Consider the following 19,453-nt stretch of genomic DNA (forward strand, 5'->3'; position numbering starts at 1 on the left):
TTTGAAGTACAATCTAGTACATCATGAAAAAACTCTTAATTCTTTTTTTATTAATCACCTCATGTTCAGATAAAAACGAACAAAAAAATAAAGCTGAATCAAATACAGATTTTACAACTGTTTTTGAAAAAAGTAACGGACTGGAAACTGCGACTTACGATGAAACGATTAAATATTACAGCGACTTAGGAGATAGTTATGATGAAATTTCAATTCAAGCCATTGGCGAAACCGATTCTGGAAAACCTTTGCATATCGTTACTTTAAATATGAATGGTTCTGAAGACGATTTTGAAACTATTAGAAAAAATAACAGAATACTTCTGATAAATAATGGTATTCATCCTGGAGAATCTGATGGTATAGATGCTACCATGATGCTCTACAGAGATATTGTACAGGGCAAAATTAAAGCTCCTAAAAGCACAGTTTTAGTAACAATTCCTATTTATAATGTAGGAGGAAGTCTAAACCGAAATTCTGGAACACGAACCAACCAAAACGGACCAAAAGAATATGGCTTTAGAGGCAATGCTCGTAACTATGATCTCAACCGAGATTTTATAAAATCAGATACTAAAAATGCCAGAGCTTTTGCAGAAATTTTCCATTTAGTCCAACCAGATGTTTTTATAGATAACCATGTAAGTAATGGTGCCGATTACCAATATACATTAACGCATTTATTTACACAGCACAACAAATTAGGTGGTCAACTAGGTAATTATATCCATACCGAAATGATGCCAAAATTAGAGCAAAAACTAGAAGCAAAATCTTGGGATATCACACCTTATGTAAATGTATTTAATCGTACACCAGAATCTGGGTTTAGACAGTTTATGGATTCACCGAGATATTCCACAGGTTACACCACATTGTTTAATACGTTAGGAATGATGGTAGAAACACACATGCTAAAACCATACAAACAACGTGTAGAAGGCACATATGAGTTAATGAAAAGCATGATTGAAATTACCGAAGAACAAGGTGATAAAATCACACAGCTAAGAAAAGAACAAGCTAAAACATGGTCCGCCGGAAAAACATATCCTTTAGCTTGGACTATTGATACCACAAAATCCTCTACCTTAAAATTTAAAGGTTACGAAGGTAATATGATACCAAGTGAATTGACAGGAGCGCAACGTTTAAAATATGATAGAACAAAACCGTTTACTAAAGATGTGACTTACCAAAACTATTTTAAAGCCAAAGACTCAGTTACTATACCAAAAGCATATGTAATACCTCAAGGCTGGCATAATGTGATGGATTTATTAAAGTTGAATAATGTAGAGTTTACCCAATTTAAAAAAGATACCATATTTAAAGTGGATTCATATAAAATTGAAGACTATGAAACGCGCAGAAATGCTTATGAAGGCCATTATGCTCATTATAACACTAAAGTAAAAACCATTGAGCAAAAATTAACTTTTAGAAAAGGTGATTATTTGATTTCAACAGATCAAAAAGCGATGCGTTATTTATTGGAAACTCTAGAGCCAACTGCACCAGATTCGTTTTTTAACTGGAACTTTTTTGACACCATCTTACAACAAAAAGAAGGCTTCTCTCCTTATGTTTGGGAGGATAGAGCTCAACTACTTTTAAAAGCAAATCCAAAACTACAAATAGAATATAATATCAAAGTAAGCTACGACGAAGAGTTTGCTAACAATTGGTTTGCTCAACTCGACTGGATTCATAAAAAGAGTAAAAACTACGAAAAAGCTCATTTGCAGTATCCTGTGTATCGCCTAAAGTAAGCTTGACTATGTAAAAATTTTCAACTAACTTCATTAACGTCTGATATTAAGTCATTAAAACGGATTCATATCACTAAGTTAGCATTAATTTGGAGTAACAATACGATGGAAATACCAAAATTCAAACTACAAACTGTTAATCCTATTGAAAAAAGCAAAGTTGAAAAATATTTCAATCCACTAATTGAATTAAATGGAAACCGAAATTCAGAACTTTATTTAGCTAAAGATGGTTTTCTTCTTAAGTTTATAAATACTGAAACTAAAAACTCTCTTATTGTTGAAATTCATTGCGCAATAAAACCATTGGAAAAGTCTGCTGGATATAGTTTATTTGGATTAAAACATTTTTTAGTTTTCTGCCAAGCAAATCAAACTGGAATACTCAATATTCAAAGCGGAATTGAAGTCCAAGCTTCTGAAGGTGCTTTAATGTCTGATTTTTATACATTTTTTAGTTCGAATAAATTTAGAAAAGCCAAGCATTATTTAATGAATCCTAAAGACAGGAAAGAATGAAAAACCAATGCTAACAACGTGTATAATTAATTGCTAGGTGACTGCCGACTTACGAAAATTCCGCTGGAATTTTCTATCTGTGATTTGTTTATTAACTTAGTTGCTTAACCACGCAACTAACCATACACAAACACGTTAACGAACTTCAAAAATCATCCAAGCAAATCATTCACATTAGTCTTATATGTCTTACCAATAGGTATATAACTATCCTTAATTTTTATACGATTGCCTTCAATGATTTCAATATGTGATTTAGATACAACATAAGATTTGTGTACTTGTATAAAATTCTCTTTAGATAAGCGTTGTAGTAAGTCCGATATTTTTTCTCTTGTTAAGAGTTGTTCTTTTGTAGTTATTACTTTCACATAGTTTCCAGCAGCTTCAATGTAAAGAATGTATTTAATCTGTACTTGTATATATTTCTTATCTTCATAGATAAATATATGGTTCTGAGCCTTTTTAGATTCCTTTGTAATTGATTTGGTTTCACTAGGCTTTACTTCAACAGCTTTTTGTATCGCTTTTAAAAAGCGCTCAAAACTAAATGGCTTTAGTAAATAATCTACGATATTTAATTCGTAACCTTCTAGCGCATATTCTTGGTATGCGGTAGTTACAATAACTTTTGGAGGTGAGACTAAAGTTTTAAGAAACTCGAAGCCTTTTAACTTAGGCATGTTTAGATCTAAAAACATTAAATCTACTTGGTGTTCTCGTAAATAATCTAAAGCTTCTAATGCATCATAACAGTGCTTTGCTAATTGCATGTTTGGCAACATATTGCAATAGCCTTTTATAATATCGTGAGCAATATACTCATCATCTATAATAAGATATGTTATCATAACTGAAGCTCTAAATTTGCTTTATAAACGTCATCACTTTTAGTAAAAGTAAGCTTATGCTTATTAGGATAAACTAATTCTAATCTCCGCTTTAAATTTTTAATACCAATACCAGAAGTATCTGGTAATAGCGAAACGTCAAAATTATTTTCAATTTCAAAATAAACGGTGTTGTTGTCAGACTTTAAATTGAGATATACAAAAGAGGTATCTCTTAAATTCTCTATACCATGTTTAAAAGCGTTTTCTAAAAGAATGATAAACAACAAAGGCATAATTCTAAGATTATTATCTTCAATATCTATATTACATTGTACATCTATAGCCTTATGATAACGCATACGATGTAATTCTATATAATTCTTTAAATACTCTACTTCTTCTTCTAATGACACTGTATCTTTTTCGCCTTCATAAATACTATAACGCATCAACTCAGATAGCTTTAAAATAAGTGCTTTTGCTTTTTCAGGATCTACATCTACTAAACCATATAGATTATTCAGCATATTAAAGAAAAAATGAGGGTTTACCTGACTTTGAAGATGTAATAATTCGTTTTTAGTTTTTTCATTCTTTAGTTTAAGAACAGATTTCAATTGTATGACTATCCAAAGAACACCTGCAAGCAAAAGAATACCATAATACACCAACACAATAATTGCGACAGCTGGGTGAAAATCACCAAGAAACAATACTGTATCTTTTTGAAGTACTATAATTTCATAAGCCGTAATGCCTAATGGAACTAATATGGTTATTACGATTATAACCTTTAGCAAAATCCAATTATTCTTCTTTAGAATTACAATCATACTGCAAAGTAAAAAGAATCCTTTTGCCTTTCTACAGAAAAGTGACAAACTCAAAATTCAGCATCATTAAACTTTTAGTTCTAGGGATAAACGTCAATACTATCATTACAAATAAATAAGAAACAGGTTCATCACATAAATTTATTTAGAAACAACTTTAAAGTCACATTTGTACCAATCAAAAAACGAACAGTAATCATCATAAATCTATTACAATGAAAAAAAGAATCTTACGCTATTTGAAGCACATCGTTGGAACTATAACTGTCCTTTTACTAATTGCTATTTCAATTTTACTATATGAAAATGGAAGTGTTCACTATGGAGACAATCCACAAAAAATGAATTGGGAGAATGAAGGGCCATATGTTTTTTACAAAAATGATAGTACTCTAAATATCAATTACATAAAAGGGAATAAAAAAGATGGCTTTTATGTAAATCAAAATAATATTTCTACTAATGAATCTAAATCTTTGAGTTGTTTTTTTCCTTTAGATTCAACACACTTTAATTTTAACCTCAATACAAATTTTAAAGTACCAAAATCAATTTACAATGACAATCAAAAAATTATAGCCATATCCGATATTGAAAGTGGTTATAAAACTTTTAGAGATTTCTTAATCAATAATAATGTTATAGATCAAAATTTAAACTGGACATTTGGTAAAGGACATCTCGTCTTAGTTGGCGATTTTGTAGATAGAGGCTTTTCTACAACACAAGTTTTATGGTTTATTTATAAACTAGAGCAAGACGCAAAAAAACATAGTGGTAATGTCCACTTTATTATAGGAAACCACGAACTAAAAAATATGTATGGCGATTTTGGAGCGGCATCTTTAAAATATACTTTTGTAACTTCAATCTTAGGTAAAACTCAAGCGAACCTATATGATAAAAACTCATTTTTAGGCAACTGGTTATCCAACAAAAATGCAATAGAATCTATTAATGGATATTTATTTGCTCATGGTGGTTTACATCCAGATATTGCAAAAGTTGACATGTCATTAGATGACATCAATGCCTTTTTAAGAACCACTTATTATACGGCACCTTACCCCAAAGTAAAGAAAAGCAAAACTGACTTATTAGTATCGTCTAAAACAGGTATTTGTTGGTATAGAGGTTACTTTAAAGATGATAACTTAACCCAAGAGGAAGTTGATTTAGGTTTAAATAAATTTGAAGCTAAAACTATTATCGTTGGACACACTGTTCGAAACAAAGTGAATACCTCTTTTAACAGAAAAGTTATAGGTATAGATGTACAACATCCTAAAGATTACCATAAAAACTGGCCAAGTAAATCTTCTGAAGGTTTACTTATTGAAAATAACACTTATTATCGTGTTTTAGCAAGTGGTGAGAGAAAGGAAATCTAACAAGTAGATACTGGCTTTAGATAAACTAGACTAAAATCTTAATATTAGCATAGCTATTCTCTAAAGCCTTTTGAGTTTTCTTGTCGTCTAACCATTTTACTTTGGTGATACCCTCGCTTTTTTCCGGAGAAAGTTTCCCTTCAAAATCTGTTTTCATTTCATACCAATAGGTAACTTTTATTTTGTGCTTACCATTACGCTTAAAAATATGGTAAGTGGTAGATAATGGTTTTGTGATTTTTAGACCTTTAACACCAGTTTCCTCTTCTACTTCTCGTATAGCAGTTTCTTCAATCGATTCTTTACTTTCTGCCTTTCCCTTTGGTAAATCCCATTTATCATTTCTATAAATAAAGAGAATTTCGTTTTTAGAATTATAGACTTTTCCTCCACCAGCGACCACATTAGGTAAGAGTTTCAAAAACTTTTTCAGTAATTTATCTGGGTTTTTATCAATTAAATGCACACCTTCTAAGTCTGTCTTATTAAGTGTTTTAATAACTTTACCGATGTTTACAGATTTTAAAAGAAAAGATTTAAAATCGGTTTCTCTTTCAACCTCAGTAGTTAAAATAATAGGTTTATCACCTACATATATGGTGTACATAGATTAGATATGTTTCAACTTTACAGATGTAAAAGTATTATTTTTTATGACATCTGGTAAAAGTTGAAAAATTTAATTAAAATTAAAATTTATCAACTATCAAAAATCATTAATTTTGCAGCATGATCTTTAATAAGGAAACCGCTAAAAAAACTGCAGAAGTTTTATTGCAAATCAATGCGATAAAACTACAACCAAATGAACCATTTACTTGGGCTTCTGGCTGGAAATCACCGATTTATTGCGATAATCGTATTGTACTCTCTTATCCACTTATTAGAAATTATGTAAGAGAAACTATGGCACGAGAAATTGAGGAACTTTATGGTAAACCAGACGTTATTGCCGGCGTTGCTACTGGAGCAATTGGCATTGGTGCTTTAGTTGCAGACTACCTTAATCTCCCTTTTGTATATGTTAGACCCGAAGCAAAAAAACATGGTCGTCAAAACCAAGTAGAAGGATATATTGAAAAAGGACAAACTGTTGTGGTTGTTGAAGACCTTATTAGTACCGGTAAAAGTAGTCTTAATGCGGTAAAAACTCTTAACCAAGCCGAAGTCAATGTAAAAGGTATGGTTGCAATTTTTTCTTATGGATTTGATGTTGCTAAAAAGAATTTTGAAGATGCCAAAGTAGAATTACATACACTGGGTAATTACGAAAATCTTTTAGAACAAGCATTAGACACCAACTATATTACAGAAAAGCAACAAGACATATTAGCAAGATGGAATGCCAATCCTAGTGAATGGAACGCTAATTGATATACACATTTTATAAACAAAAAAATTATGAATTTAGAATCACCAAAGGTTACCTTAGATAAATCAGCAGAAGAAACATTCAACTTCTTATCTGATGTGAAAAATTTTGAAAGTTTAATGCCTGAAAATATAAGCAAGTTTGAAGTTTTAGAAAACGACAAATTTCTATTCGCATTAAAAGGTATGCCAGAAATTATCTTAAAAAAGAAAGAAGCCGCTCCAAATAGTAAAATTGTGTTAGGTGCAGCAGGCGGAAAATTAGATTTTTCTCTAACAGCAAATATTACTGAAGTCGAAACCAACAAAAGTGAAGTGAAATTAACTTTTGATGGCGAATTCAATGCCATGATGGCAATGATGATAAAAGGTCCTATTAGCAAATTTATTGAGACCCTTGCTACAAATATGAAAACTGTGGTTTAATACAGTAAAGTAACTTCTTTAAGATCGAAGGTTTTTATAATTTCATCTTCTGTCCAAACTTTTAATTTTCCTTTTTTAGTAACCCCTTGTATAATACCAGAAAAAGTAGCTAAATCATTGGTTTTAAATGTAGAAGGTCTATCTATTCTAAATAGAAGACTCTCGTATTCTGATTTAATTTCTGAAAACCGTTCAGCCTCTAACAATTCAAAATAAATTTCAAGATGTTTTAAGATTTCAGAGAGGACTTCATCTTTGTTATATATTATGCCTGTTAGTAAACTCATTGATGACGCTTGTGGTAAATCTTCAAAGTATTTTTGATTTACATTAAGTCCAAAGCCAACTATAGAACCTTGTACTTTGTTGCTTTTAACAATATTCTCTATTAGAATTCCACATATCTTTAATTTTGCTGACAAAATGTCGTTAGGCCATTTTATAACTAATTGAGGAATTTTAAATGCTTTTAACGCTTTGCAGATAGCTAAAGAAACTACCATACTTATATAAAACTGGTTTTCTAACTCAAACCCAGAAAGTTCTTTAAATACACTAACCGTCAAGTTTTTACCTCGTTCTGCTTGCCAATTTGTTCCCATTTGCCCGCGTCCATTAGTCTGTGATTCTGCAATAACTACGGTAAAATCTTTAGGTAATTTAGTAGCACACACCTCCTTTAAATACGAGTTTGTAGAGTCAATGGCATCAAGTTTGATTATATACATTGAAAAGGGAATTTTATTTTATAGTTTTCTTATGACAATTAGGACTTACAAGAACTAAAAAAATAATAACTTTGCATAAAATTAATTCAATTTAATGACGAAAGAAAAAACCAATGCGGACCAACTCATAACTACTATTATCGGAGGTATAGAGGAAGTCAAAGGAAAAGAGATTACAATTTTAGATTTAAGAGATATAGAAAATACAGTTTGTGATTATTTTATAGTTTGTGAAGGAACTTCAAATACTCAGGTTAACGCAATCGTCAATTCCATACAAAAACAAGTTAGCAAAACCCTTAAAGATAAGCCCTGGCATGTTGAAGGTACAGAAAATGCTGAGTGGATTTTACTAGATTATGTTAATGTTGTAGTACATGTTTTTCAAAAACATATAAGAGAATACTACGATATTGAAAGTCTTTGGGGAGATGCAAAAACAACCGTAATAGAAACAAGTTACTAAAAAGAGAAAAGCTACTAATGGCAAAAGACAATAAAAATTTAAATAAAAAACCTAAAGTAAATCCATATTGGATTTACGGAGTTATCATTGCTGTATTCTTATCAATACAGTTATTCTCTGGAGGTTTTGGAGACTCTTCTGGAAGTAAAACAACACCAACCGAATTTTTTAACTACTTGCAAAATGGTGATGTTAAAGAAGTTGAGATCATTAACAACCGTATTGCGAGAGTTTATTTGACAAAAGAAGCTCAAGAACAAGAAATTCATAAAAAGTCAAAACCAAAATCTATTCTTCCATCAGTTTCACCTGTTCCAAACTATACATTCGAGTTTGGTGATTTAAAGCTATTTCAAGAAGAAATTGCAAAGATTAAATTAGAGAATAACCTTGATACTCAAGTTGGTTTCGATACGGAACAAAATGTTTGGGGAGACTTTTTAATCACTTTACTTCCCTTTATACTAATCATTGGTGTTTGGATATTTATAATGCGTCGTATGTCATCTGGCGGTGGCGGAGGTGCTGGTGGACAGATTTTCAATATCGGAAAATCTAAGGCTAAACTTTTTGATGAGAAGTCTGATACTAAGACATCCTTCAAAGATGTTGCTGGTTTAGAAGGTGCAAAAGAGGAAGTACAAGAAATTGTAGATTTCTTAAAATTTCCAGAAAAATATACAGCACTAGGTGGTAAAATCCCTAAAGGTGCATTATTAGTAGGACCTCCAGGAACAGGTAAAACCTTATTAGCTAAAGCCGTTGCTGGTGAAGCTAAAGTCCCTTTCTTCTCTCTATCTGGTTCAGATTTTGTTGAGATGTTTGTAGGTGTTGGTGCTTCTCGTGTAAGAGATTTGTTCAAGCAAGCAAAAGAGAAATCGCCTTCAATAATATTCATTGATGAGATTGATGCGATTGGTAGAGCAAGAGGTAAAAATAATTTCTCAGGATCAAATGATGAGCGTGAAAACACCTTAAACCAACTACTAACAGAAATGGATGGTTTTGGCACCAATACCAATGTAATTGTGTTGGCTGCTACAAACAGAGCTGATGTTTTAGATAGCGCTTTAATGAGAGCTGGTCGTTTTGATAGACAAATTTATGTCGATTTACCTGATGTAAGAGAGCGTAAGGAAATTTTTGAAGTACACTTACGTCCACTTAAAAAAGAAGAGACTCTAGATATTGATTTCTTAGCTAAACAAACACCTGGTTTCTCAGGTGCAGATATAGCAAATGTTTGTAATGAAGCCGCCTTAATTGCTGCTAGAAAAGGTAAAAAAGCAGTCAACAAACAAGACTTTTTAGATGCGGTTGACAGAATTATTGGTGGACTAGAAAAGAAAAACAAAATTATAACACCAGACGAGAAGCGTGCTGTTGCTTTCCATGAGGCTGGCCATGCCACTGTAAGTTGGATGCTTGAACATGCTGCGCCACTGGTAAAAGTAACAATCGTTCCAAGAGGAAGATCTTTAGGTGCTGCGTGGTATTTACCTGAAGAACGCTTAATTGTGAGACCAGAACAAATGCTAGATGAAATGTGTGCTGCATTAGGTGGTAGAGCCGCTGAAAAAGTAATTTTTGATAAAATTTCCACAGGAGCATTAAGTGATTTAGAAAAAGTGACAAAACAAGCTAGAGCTATGGTCACTATATATGGTCTTAGTGATAAGGTAGGAAACTTAACTTATTATGATTCTTCTGGGCAGTCTGAATACGGGTTTACGAAACCTTACAGCGAACAAACAGCAGAACTAATTGATAAAGAGATCTCTGACATTATTGAAAAGCAATATCAACGTGCACTTGACTTATTAGAAAATAATAAAGATAAGCTTACTGAATTGGCTGAAGTACTGTTAGACAAAGAAGTGATTTTTAAAGATAATCTTGAAAAGATTTTTGGAAAACGTCCTTATGATAAGCCAGAATCTATATCAGAAATTATAACTGAAGAGGAAGAGTAGACCTTTTGAAAAACCTATAAAAAACTTAAATTGACCTTATGTTAATTTAAGTTTTTTTATATTTGAGAAAATCGCCTAAGTTAAGATTAACAGCAACAATTGAATGAGCTTATTTCGTAAATTCTTCGGGAAAAAATCTGATCAGCCTGAAGAACACATACCAAATCAAGAGCGAGGCAAATACATGCCCGAAGTTAAGTTACCTGCTGATGAACGTTTTACAATAAATTTTAAAGCCAATGGTGGAAAATTTTTGTATTGCGAAAATATGGAAGAGGTAAAGGACAGTTTCAATTCAATTCTTGCTGAAAACAAGTGGCACAACGATAAAGTTTTTCTAATTGATCAACGTTTATCAGAATTATTTAAGGATTTTAACCTCAACAGCACTAAAAAGGTATCAGAAAGCTCCTATTTTTTATCAACCTGTGAGTATTTAATATCCGATGATGGCTCATTATTAATCTCATCGAATCAAATTGCTGAAAAAAAGTTAATAGAATTACCAGATCATTTTATCATATATGCTACAACAAGTCAGTTTGTTGAAAATATTGGTGAAGGACTTAAAGGGATTAAAGAAAAAAGTAAATCTACAATACCTACAAATATTACTACGATTAAGCATTTTAAAACTGATGATGATAAGGACTTTCTAACCTATGGTAGTAGTTCTAAAAATCTATACTTACTTTTATTAGAAGATCTATAGTGAAAGAGTTAACCATAAGAGCCATTTCTGGCGTTATTTATGTTTTATTGCTAATAGGGTCCCTTTTTATACAAGAAGCCACAATAGCAATACTTGCATTATTTGGTATCATAAGCTTAATAGAGTTTTGCAGCCTTATAAAGCTCAAATCTTTTGTTCCCTATATTATTTTTGTTTTACTCTATGGCGCATTTGGTTATATATATTTACAAAATATTAATTTAGCTGATATTGATAAGGTTGTGCAAATTATATTGGTAATTACCATATTTGTTAATCTTATTTTAATGAAAGATTTATTTACAGTAAAGAAAATACCGCTTTTTGCATCGAAACGCTATATAGCAACCACATTCTATTTATCTACTGGGTTTGTTTTTATGTTGCTGATTGCTAACTTTCAAAACAAATTTACTCCACTATTACTTTTAGGAGTATTTATACTTATTTGGATTAACGATAGTGCTGCATATTTAGTAGGTAAGAATTTTGGCAAACAAAAACTCTTTCCAAGTGTATCACCAAAAAAAACTGTAGAAGGCTTTTTAGGAGGTTTATTTTTTGCATGTATTGCTAGCTTTTTCATAGCTAAATACACTGAAACACTCGTGTTTACATCTTGGTTAATTATTGCAATTATTGTAAGTGTTCTAGGTACTTTCGGTGATTTAATTGAATCTAAATTTAAACGTCAAGCGGATGTTAAAGATAGCGGAGTTATTATGCCTGGACACGGAGGGTTATTAGATAGATTAGATAGTATTATCTTTGCATCACCATTTATATACTTATTTTTAAGAATTATACAATTTTAATAATTACACTTCATGTTTCATAAAGAAGGTCATAAAATTATATTGATAACGTTAGTTATCGTAGTAGGTTCATTCTTTTTAATCGATGAATTTGTAGCAAATGAATGGATAAGAAAAGGTTTGCTAATAGCTGTTTTGATATTCTTTTTACTAATTCTACAATTTTTTAGAAACCCTAAACGAAACACGCATCCCAACGAAAAACAGGCTTTATCACCTGTAGATGGAAAAGTTGTGGTTATTGAAGAGGTCATGGAAAACGAAGTTTTTAAAGACAAACGTATTCAGGTCTCTGTATTTATGTCACCAATAAATGTTCATGTAACGCGTTATCCTATTAGCGGAAATATAAATTATAGCAAATACCATCCTGGTAAATATTTAGTGGCTTGGCATCCAAAAGCAAGTGAAGAAAATGAACGTACAACTGTTGTTGTAGAAAATGACCATTTTGGAAAAGTATTGTATCGTCAAATTGCAGGAGCACTTGCCAAACGAATTGTTAATTATGCTAAACCAAATACAACAGTAACCCAAGGAGCTGATTCTGGATTTATTAAATTTGGGTCTAGGGTTGATTTATTTTTACCTTTAGATGCAGATATAAAAGTAACACTGAATCAAAAAGTCCGTGGTGGAGAAAGCATCATTGCAGAAATGAAATGACATCTGAAGAGTTAGACATAGAGTTTAAGGCAGCTGTGGACCGTGTAAACGATCATACAGAACCATTTCCTGCAGATTTCTTATTACGTCTTTATGCTTACTATAAAAAAGCAACTAACGATTATGGTAGGCCTAGTAGTAAAAAGCAAATCATAAACGCATTTAAAACCAATGCGCTATTTCAGGTGCAACATATCAGTGAAGATGAAGCCAAACAAGAATATATTAATCTTGTGAATAATTACTTTTTGTATCGAAAGTAATCAGTCTCTAATCAAAGGCATTGTAGAACATCTTAGTAAACCTTCTTGCTTTGCAATCTCAGCATAAGGTACTTCTTCTACAGTAAAGCCATTTTCTCGTAACCAAGCATTTAATCTCGTAAAGTTTTTTTCAGAAATAACTACCTCTTCAGAAATAGAGAATACGTTACTATTCATATTGTACATTTCCTCTTTTGTGATTTCGAATATGTTCTCCTTTCCAAAGAAGTTTACTAACCATTCATATTCCTTTTCAATTAAAAATCCATTTTTATGAATTATGGCTTTATCTTTTCCAATAGGTTGAAAACAACAATCTAAATGCAAGGCATTCTCTTTAGCATTGGTATTAGACTTACGTAGCTCAAAGGACTTTACCGTTTTATGAGGAAATAATTCCTGAATCGCTATTACAGCATCCATGTTAGTTCTGGCTGTTATATAATCTGGATAATCTTCACCAGAATAGGTGCCTATAAAAATATAATCATTCCATGGCATTACGTCTCCACCTTCCACATGGCATTCATCAGGAAGAATGATTCTGTTTTTTTTGTCAACGTTTTCCCAAACATACTCTGTAGCTTCTACTTCGCGCTTTCGATCTGGTAAAATATTAGCAATGATAATTTTATCTTCAATGACAAACGATATATCTCTCGCAAAAATCTGGTTATAGTTTTCAATAACTTTAGGTCTATATACCTTAACGTCATATTTTTCTAAAACCCGTGCAACAGCTTCCATTTCAGCAATCATGTCGTCCTCTAAGGGATAAGTACCTGCCAAGACATGTTCTCGACTTTTTGGATCGTAGCAATCTTCTAATTTCGGTGTAGGACCATTACTTTCTGCAGTTCCTAAAACAACTGCTCTTAGTCGTGATGTTTCGTTTTGTATGTTTAGTTTCATTGATTTCGAAAATACAAAAAAAGCTTCATAAAATTTATGAAGCTTTTTCATTCTTATCAGTATAATTTATCTTTTATCTATAGTCTTAAATGCTCTGAAAGTTTCACCAGTATATAACTGTCTTGGTCTACCAATTGGCTCTTTGCGTAAACGCATTTCTCTCCATTGCGCTATCCAACCTGGTAAACGGCCTAAGGCGAACATAACCGTAAACATTTCTACAGGAATACCCATTGCTCTGTAAATTATACCAGAATAGAAATCAACGTTTGGATATAGTTTTCTATCCACAAAATACTGATCTTCCAAGGCTTCCTTTTCTAATCCTTTAGCAATATCTAAAATTGGATCTTCTACACCTAAATCGCTTAAAACTTCATCAGCAGCAACTTTAATAATTTTTGCTCTTGGGTCAAAGTTTTTATAAACGCGGTGACCAAAACCCATTAAACGGAAAGGATCTTCTTTGTCCTTTGCTTTTGCCATGTATTTTTTAGTATCACCACCATCTTCTTTAATAGCTTCAAGCATTTCTAAAACGGCTTGGTTAGCACCACCATGTAATGGTCCCCAAAGTGCAGAAATTCCCGCAGCAAGAGAAACAAATAAACCTGCATGAGATGAACCTGTAATTCTTACAGTAGATGTAGAACAATTTTGCTCGTGGTCTGCATGAAGGATCAATAATTTATCTAATGCATTAATCAAAATAGGGTTCTGTTCATAATCACTTGTTGGATTTTTAAACATCATCTTTAAGACGTTTTCCACATACCCAAGTGAATCATCACCATAATCTAGTGGTAATCCACGCTTCTTTCGCATTGTCCAAGCAACTAACACAGGGAATTTTCCTAATATTCTAACGATAGCGTTATACATTGCTTCTTCAGAATTAACATCTACTGATGTTGGGTTAAAAGCTGTAAGCGCACTTGTTAATGAAGATAAAACTCCCATTGGATGCGCTGATTTTGGAAACGCATCTAAAATCTTTTTAATATCATCATCTACTACAGCATGAGATTTTATATCTGAATGGAATTTATCTAATTCTTCTTGGGTAGGAAGTTCTCCAAAGATTAACAAATAAGCAACTTCTAAAAAGTCAGCCTTTTCGGCTAATTCTTCTATTGAGTATCCTCTATATCTCAATATGCCTTTTTCACCATCTAAGAATGTAATAGCACTTTCACAGCTTCCTGTGTTTTTGTATCCTGGATCTATAGTTATAACTCCACCTGTTGAACCTCTTAGGCTCTTAATATCGATTGCAACTTCATTTTCAGTTCCTACGACAATAGGAAATTCATACTTTTCACCATTAATTTCTAAGGTAGCTTTATCTGACATATGTATATATTATATTTTGAATTTTAAGGATTGTAAATTTACGAAATCTCAAACGATTTCGGAAGTGTATTTACAACCGTTTTAACATTTAGATAAATTATAGCAAGCAATAAAAAAAGCGATTACTTTTTACAGTAATCGCTTAAATTGAACATTAAAAATTCTTAATCTTATTTCACCTTAAAAGCATTCTCACCCGGAAAATAAGCCACATCTCCTAATTCTTCTTCAATACGTAATAACTGATTGTATTTTGCCATACGATCACTACGAGATGCAGAACCCGTTTTTATTTGACCAGTGTTTAATGCTACAGCTAAATCTGCAATAGTATTATCTTCCGTTTCACCAGACCTGTGTGACATTACAGAAGTATAACCTGCGTTGTGTGCCATATTAACCGCTGAAATCGTTTCAGTTAACGTACCGATTTGGTTGACTTTTATTAAAATAGAATTAGCAATACCCTCAGAGATACCTCTACCTAAACGCTCTACATTGGTTACAAACAAATCATCACCTACTAATTGTACTTTATCTCCGATTTGTTCAGTAAGATCTTTCCACCCATCCCAGTCGTTTTCATCCATTCCATCTTCTATAGAAATAATTGGATATTGAGATGCTAATTCAGCAAGGTATTTAGCCTGTTCTGCACTAGTTCTCACCACACCTTTATCTCCTTCAAAAAGTGTATAGTCATATTTTCCATCTTTATAGAATTCTGCTGCTGCACAGTCTAAAGCGATTTTTATATCCTCGCCAAATTTATAACCAGCTTTCTCAACTGCCATCTTAATAGTATCTAAAGCATCTTCCGTTCCACCAGGCAAGTTTGGTGCAAAACCTCCTTCATCTCCAACAGCAGTGCTTAAGTTTCTGTCGTGTAATACTTTTTTAAGGTTGTGGAAAATTTCAGTTCCCATTTGCATGGCATGCGTAAAGTTTTTCGCCTTTACTGGCATTACCATAAATTCTTGAAATGCAATTGGCGCATCACTATGAGAACCTCCATTAATGATATTCATCATTGGTAATGGTAACGTATTAGCAGAAACGCCTCCAACATATCTGTATAATGGCATACCCAATTCGTTAGCTGCTGCTTTAGCTACTGCTAAAGACACACCTAAAATTGCATTTGCGCCTAATTTAGATTTATTTTTTGTACCATCTAATTCTATCATTAACTGGTCAATTGCATTTTGCTCAAAAACAGAAACTCCAAGTAACTCTTGCGCAATGACTGCATTAACATTCTCAACCGCTTTTAAAACACCTTTTCCCATATAGGTGTCACCACCATCTCTTAACTCTACAGCTTCATGCTCTCCGGTTGAAGCACCAGAAGGAACTGCAGCTCTTCCCATAATTCCGCTTTCAGTTACTACATCGACTTCTACTGTAGGATTACCTCTTGAGTCTAAAATTTGTCTTGCGTGTACATTAATTATAATGCTCATTATTTTTGGTTTTAGTTAACTTTCTATAAAACTAACAAGGTTTTTAAAGCCTTGTAGGTCAGTCAAAATTACGAAAATCTGAAGCTTAAAACAGAACAAAAATCATATTTCTGATTAATATTTACGATAACGTTTTTGTAACTAAAAAAACGCAATAAAAGGATTGTTTTATTGCGTTTTCCGTATTAGTTATTCTTGATATTCTCTATAAATTGATCAAATAAATAGACCGAATCATTAGGACCTGGACTTGCTTCAGGATGATATTGAACCGAGAAACAGTTTTTGTCTTTAATTTTAATTCCTGCAACTGTATTATCATTGAGATGCACATGTGTAATTTCTACATTAGCATTAGCCTCAGTTTCTTCTCTATTAATAGCAAAACCATGATTCTGAGAAGTGATTTCACCTTTACCTGTTAATAAATTCTTTACAGGATGATTAATTCCTCTATGACCGTTATGCATTTTGTAAGTTGAAATTCCATTAGCCAGTGCAATTACCTGATGTCCTAAACAAATACCAAACAATGGTTTATTCTTTGCGATGATTTCTTTTGCCACAGCTTGTGCTTCTAATAAAGGTTCTGGGTCACCAGGACCATTAGATAAGAAATAACCATCTGGATTAAATGCCTCTAAATCTTGGAACTTAGAATTATATGGAAATACTTTGATATAAGCATCTCTCTTAGCTAGATTTCGCAGAATATTCTTTTTAATACCAATGTCTAAAGCGGCTATTTTATAAGTTGCGTTTTCATCACCAAAATAATAAGGCTCTTTAGTAGAGACTTTTGACGCTAATTCTAAGCCTTTCATTGAAGGTACTTCCGCTAATTGCTTCTTTAAACCTTCAATATTATCTACCTCAGTTGAAATTACCGCATTCATTGCACCATTGTCTCTTATGTAGCTTACCAAAGCTCTTGTATCTACATCTGCGATGGCTAGTGTGTTATGCTTTTCAAAATACGCTTCTAATGACGAATCTGCTGCTGGTCTTGAGTATTCGAAACTAAAATTTTTGCAAATTAAACCAGCAATTTTAACGCTATTAGATTCATCTTCGTCTTCTTTAGTTCCGTAGTTACCAATATGTGCATTGGTCGTTACCATTAACTGACCATAATACGAAGGATCAGTAAAAATTTCTTGATAACCAGTTGTACCAGTATTAAAACATACTTCGCCAAATGCTGACCCTTCTTTCCCTATGGATTTACCATGAAAGATTGTACCATCAGCTAATAAAATAAGAGCTTTTTTTCTTTGTTTGTATTTCATCTGTAGTAATTAAAAAGGTTTTACAAAATTCCAAAAAAAAAGGATAAACCGAAACAGTTTATCCTTGATATTTATTAATGCTTATTAACATTTATTCTTCTTCGTTAGAAGCGTTAGTATCCACTGGTGGAGTTATAGCCGCTTTTTTACCGCCTCTTCTACTTCTACGTGTTGTTTTCTTCTCTGGCTTACCAGCATTATAAAGTTCATTGTAATCAACTAACTCTATCATTGCCATATCAGCATTATCACCTAATCTATTTCCTAATTTGATGATACGAGTATATCCACCTGGACGATCACCAATCTTTGGTGCCACATCTCTAAACAATTCTGCTACTGCATCTTTTTGTCTAAGCTTAGCCATTACGATACGTCTGTTGTGAGTTGTATCTGTTTTAGACTTAGTAATCATTGGCTCTACAAACTGCTTTAAAGCTTTCGCTTTTGCAACAGTAGTGTTAATACGCTTATGCTCAATTAAAGAACAAGCCATATTAGCTAACATAGATTTTCTGTGTGCTGTTTGCCTTCCTAAGTGGTTGAATTTTTTTCCGTGTCTCATGACATTTGTTTTATCATCTTGCTACTAAACTCGTAAATCGAGGAGCAAAATATGATTAATTAATCTTTATCTAATTTATATTTACTTAAATCCATTCCGAAGTTAAGACCCTTTACATTTACTAGTTCTTCTAGCTCAGTTAAAGACTTCTTACCGAAGTTTCTGAATTTCATTAAATCATTTTTATTGAATGATACTAAGTCACCTAAAGTATCTACTTCTGCCGCTTTTAAACAGTTTAATGCACGTACAGAAAGATCCATATCAACTAATTTAGTCTTCAACAGTTGTCTCATGTGAAGAGATTCTTCATCATAAGTTTCAGTTTGTGCGATTTCATCAGCTTCAAGAGTAATACGCTCATCAGAGAATAACATGAAGTGGTGAATTAATATTTTAGCGGCTTCAGTTAAAGCATCTTTTGGATTAATAGATCCATCTGTTTGAATTTCAAAAACTAATTTTTCATAATCCGTCTTTTGTTCAACACGGAAGTTTTCAATACTATATTTTACATTCTTTATTGGAGTGTAAATAGAATCTGTAAAGATGGTTCCGATTGGTGCAGATGCCTTTTTGTTTTCTTCAGCAGGAACATAACCTCTACCTTTTTCGATAGTAAGTTCCATATTGATGTTTACTTTTGGATCTAAGTTACAGATTACTAAATCTGTATTTAATACTTGGAATCCAGAAATAAACTTCTGAAAATCACCAGCAGTGATTTGATTTTGACCTGAAATAGAAATTGTAACAGTTTCGTTATCAACTTCATCAATTTGACGCTTAAAGTTAACTTGTTTTAAGTTCAAAATCATTTCAGTAACATCCTCAACAACACCAGAAATTGTAGAAAACTCATGATCTACACCTTCTATTCTAACTGAAGTGATTGCGAAACCTTCTAAAGAAGATAATAATACTCTTCGTAAAGCATTACCTACTGTTAATCCGTATCCTGGTTCTAAAGGTCTGAATTCAAACTTACCTTCAAAATCAGTAGAATCAATCATGATTACTTTATCTGGTTTCTGAAAATTTAATATTGCCATATTTTCTTCGTTTTAATTGTTATTTAGTTGCGCGGTTTATAAGTTTGA

21 protein-coding genes are annotated in these 19,453 nt (G+C 32.3%); 11 read left to right on the forward strand and 10 right to left on the reverse strand.

Annotated elements, in window-relative coordinates; all coding sequences use genetic code 11:
• The first annotated feature begins 23 nt into the window (after nucleotides 1–23).
• A complete protein-coding gene (locus Q0822_RS15640; RefSeq protein WP_299125412.1) occupies nucleotides 24–1,775 on the forward strand; it encodes a M14 family metallopeptidase in 1,752 nt (583 codons plus the stop codon).
• Nucleotides 1,776–1,880: 105 nt separating this feature from the next.
• Nucleotides 1,881–2,294, forward strand: a complete 414-nt coding sequence (locus Q0822_RS15645) for a hypothetical protein (RefSeq protein ID WP_299125415.1) — start codon at nucleotides 1,881–1,883, stop codon at nucleotides 2,292–2,294.
• 152 nt (nucleotides 2,295–2,446) lie between these two features.
• Here Q0822_RS15645 and Q0822_RS15650 read toward each other — a convergent pair whose 3' ends face one another.
• Nucleotides 2,447–3,145 carry a LytTR family DNA-binding domain-containing protein gene (locus tag Q0822_RS15650; protein ID WP_299125418.1) on the reverse strand — a complete coding sequence of 233 codons (699 nt, stop codon included), beginning with the start codon at nucleotides 3,143–3,145 and terminating at the stop codon, nucleotides 2,447–2,449.
• Nucleotides 3,142–3,960 carry a histidine kinase gene (locus tag Q0822_RS15655; RefSeq protein ID WP_299125421.1) on the reverse strand — a complete coding sequence of 273 codons (819 nt, stop codon included), beginning with the start codon at nucleotides 3,958–3,960 and terminating at the stop codon, nucleotides 3,142–3,144. Before Q0822_RS15655 ends, Q0822_RS15650 begins: the two co-directional genes overlap by 4 nt.
• 215 nt (nucleotides 3,961–4,175) lie before the next feature.
• Here Q0822_RS15655 and Q0822_RS15660 point away from each other — a divergent pair, with 215 nt between their 5' ends.
• On the forward strand, nucleotides 4,176–5,351 hold the full coding sequence (locus Q0822_RS15660) for a metallophosphoesterase (RefSeq protein ID WP_299125423.1): 1,176 nt from the start codon (nucleotides 4,176–4,178) through the stop codon (nucleotides 5,349–5,351).
• 25 nt (nucleotides 5,352–5,376) lie between these two features.
• Here the strand turns inward: Q0822_RS15660 and Q0822_RS15665 are convergent, their stop codons facing one another.
• Nucleotides 5,377–5,958: an NUDIX domain-containing protein gene (locus Q0822_RS15665; RefSeq protein WP_299125426.1), complete on the reverse strand. Its 582-nt coding sequence runs from the start codon at nucleotides 5,956–5,958 to the stop codon at nucleotides 5,377–5,379.
• A 122-nt stretch (nucleotides 5,959–6,080) separates the two neighbouring features.
• On the opposite strand from Q0822_RS15665, the gene pyrE reads away from it, so the two are divergent.
• Together pyrE and Q0822_RS15675 are read left to right on the forward strand one after the other, a co-directional pair.
• Nucleotides 6,081–6,725: an orotate phosphoribosyltransferase gene (pyrE, locus tag Q0822_RS15670; RefSeq protein WP_299125428.1), complete on the forward strand. Its 645-nt coding sequence runs from the start codon at nucleotides 6,081–6,083 to the stop codon at nucleotides 6,723–6,725.
• Between the two features lie 27 nt (nucleotides 6,726–6,752).
• Nucleotides 6,753–7,148: an SRPBCC family protein gene (locus Q0822_RS15675; protein WP_299125429.1), complete on the forward strand. Its 396-nt coding sequence runs from the start codon at nucleotides 6,753–6,755 to the stop codon at nucleotides 7,146–7,148.
• Here the strand turns inward: Q0822_RS15675 and Q0822_RS15680 are convergent.
• Nucleotides 7,145–7,876 carry a biotin--[acetyl-CoA-carboxylase] ligase gene (locus Q0822_RS15680; RefSeq protein ID WP_299125430.1) on the reverse strand — a complete coding sequence of 244 codons (732 nt, stop codon included), beginning with the start codon at nucleotides 7,874–7,876 and terminating at the stop codon, nucleotides 7,145–7,147. The genes Q0822_RS15675 and Q0822_RS15680 overlap by 4 nt on opposite strands.
• Before the next feature lie 94 nt (nucleotides 7,877–7,970).
• Here Q0822_RS15680 and rsfS point away from each other — a divergent pair, with 94 nt between their 5' ends.
• The 6 genes from rsfS (at nucleotide 7,971) to Q0822_RS15710 (ending at nucleotide 12,771) form a co-directional block, all read left to right on the forward strand.
• Complete coding sequence (rsfS, locus tag Q0822_RS15685; RefSeq protein WP_299125431.1) at nucleotides 7,971–8,342, forward strand: ribosome silencing factor; 372 nt, start codon at nucleotides 7,971–7,973, stop codon at nucleotides 8,340–8,342.
• Nucleotides 8,343–8,359: 17 nt separating this feature from the next.
• Nucleotides 8,360–10,315, forward strand: coding sequence for an ATP-dependent zinc metalloprotease FtsH (gene ftsH, locus Q0822_RS15690; RefSeq protein WP_299125434.1), 1,956 nt, complete (start codon nucleotides 8,360–8,362; stop codon nucleotides 10,313–10,315).
• A 103-nt stretch (nucleotides 10,316–10,418) separates the two neighbouring features.
• Nucleotides 10,419–11,027 (forward strand): LUD domain-containing protein, encoded by a 609-nt coding sequence (locus Q0822_RS15695; protein WP_299125437.1) that lies wholly within the window; start codon nucleotides 10,419–10,421, stop codon nucleotides 11,025–11,027.
• Nucleotides 11,027–11,842, forward strand: coding sequence for a phosphatidate cytidylyltransferase (locus Q0822_RS15700; RefSeq protein WP_299125439.1), 816 nt, complete (start codon nucleotides 11,027–11,029; stop codon nucleotides 11,840–11,842). Before Q0822_RS15695 ends, Q0822_RS15700 begins: the two co-directional genes overlap by 1 nt.
• 12 nt (nucleotides 11,843–11,854) lie before the next feature.
• A complete protein-coding gene (locus tag Q0822_RS15705) occupies nucleotides 11,855–12,508 on the forward strand; it encodes a phosphatidylserine decarboxylase family protein (protein ID WP_299125441.1) in 654 nt (217 codons plus the stop codon).
• Complete coding sequence (locus Q0822_RS15710) at nucleotides 12,505–12,771, forward strand: acyl-CoA-binding protein (RefSeq protein ID WP_299125443.1); 267 nt, start codon at nucleotides 12,505–12,507, stop codon at nucleotides 12,769–12,771. The genes Q0822_RS15705 and Q0822_RS15710 overlap by 4 nt, the downstream gene beginning before the upstream one ends.
• On the opposite strand, the gene Q0822_RS15715 is transcribed toward Q0822_RS15710, so the two are convergent.
• The 6 genes from Q0822_RS15715 to Q0822_RS15740 form a co-directional block, all read right to left on the reverse strand.
• Complete coding sequence (locus Q0822_RS15715) at nucleotides 12,772–13,683, reverse strand: arginine deiminase family protein (protein WP_299125445.1); 912 nt, start codon at nucleotides 13,681–13,683, stop codon at nucleotides 12,772–12,774.
• 66 nt (nucleotides 13,684–13,749) lie between these two features.
• Nucleotides 13,750–15,036 (reverse strand): citrate synthase, encoded by a 1,287-nt coding sequence (locus Q0822_RS15720; RefSeq protein WP_299125447.1) that lies wholly within the window; start codon nucleotides 15,034–15,036, stop codon nucleotides 13,750–13,752.
• Between the two features lie 170 nt (nucleotides 15,037–15,206).
• Nucleotides 15,207–16,499, reverse strand: a complete 1,293-nt coding sequence (eno, locus tag Q0822_RS15725; protein ID WP_299125450.1) for a phosphopyruvate hydratase — start codon at nucleotides 16,497–16,499, stop codon at nucleotides 15,207–15,209.
• Between the two features lie 185 nt (nucleotides 16,500–16,684).
• Nucleotides 16,685–17,788: a glutamine-hydrolyzing carbamoyl-phosphate synthase small subunit gene (carA, locus tag Q0822_RS15730; RefSeq protein WP_299125452.1), complete on the reverse strand. Its 1,104-nt coding sequence runs from the start codon at nucleotides 17,786–17,788 to the stop codon at nucleotides 16,685–16,687.
• A gap of 91 nt (nucleotides 17,789–17,879) precedes the next feature.
• Nucleotides 17,880–18,353: a 50S ribosomal protein L17 gene (gene rplQ / locus Q0822_RS15735; protein ID WP_299125455.1), complete on the reverse strand. Its 474-nt coding sequence runs from the start codon at nucleotides 18,351–18,353 to the stop codon at nucleotides 17,880–17,882.
• Nucleotides 18,354–18,412: 59 nt separating this feature from the next.
• Nucleotides 18,413–19,405, reverse strand: a complete 993-nt coding sequence (locus Q0822_RS15740) for a DNA-directed RNA polymerase subunit alpha (protein ID WP_299125458.1) — start codon at nucleotides 19,403–19,405, stop codon at nucleotides 18,413–18,415.
• Nucleotides 19,406–19,453: the final 48 nt, after the last annotated feature.

Source organism: uncultured Winogradskyella sp. (assembly GCF_947496485.1).
Lineage (GTDB): Bacteria > Bacteroidota > Bacteroidia > Flavobacteriales > Flavobacteriaceae > Winogradskyella.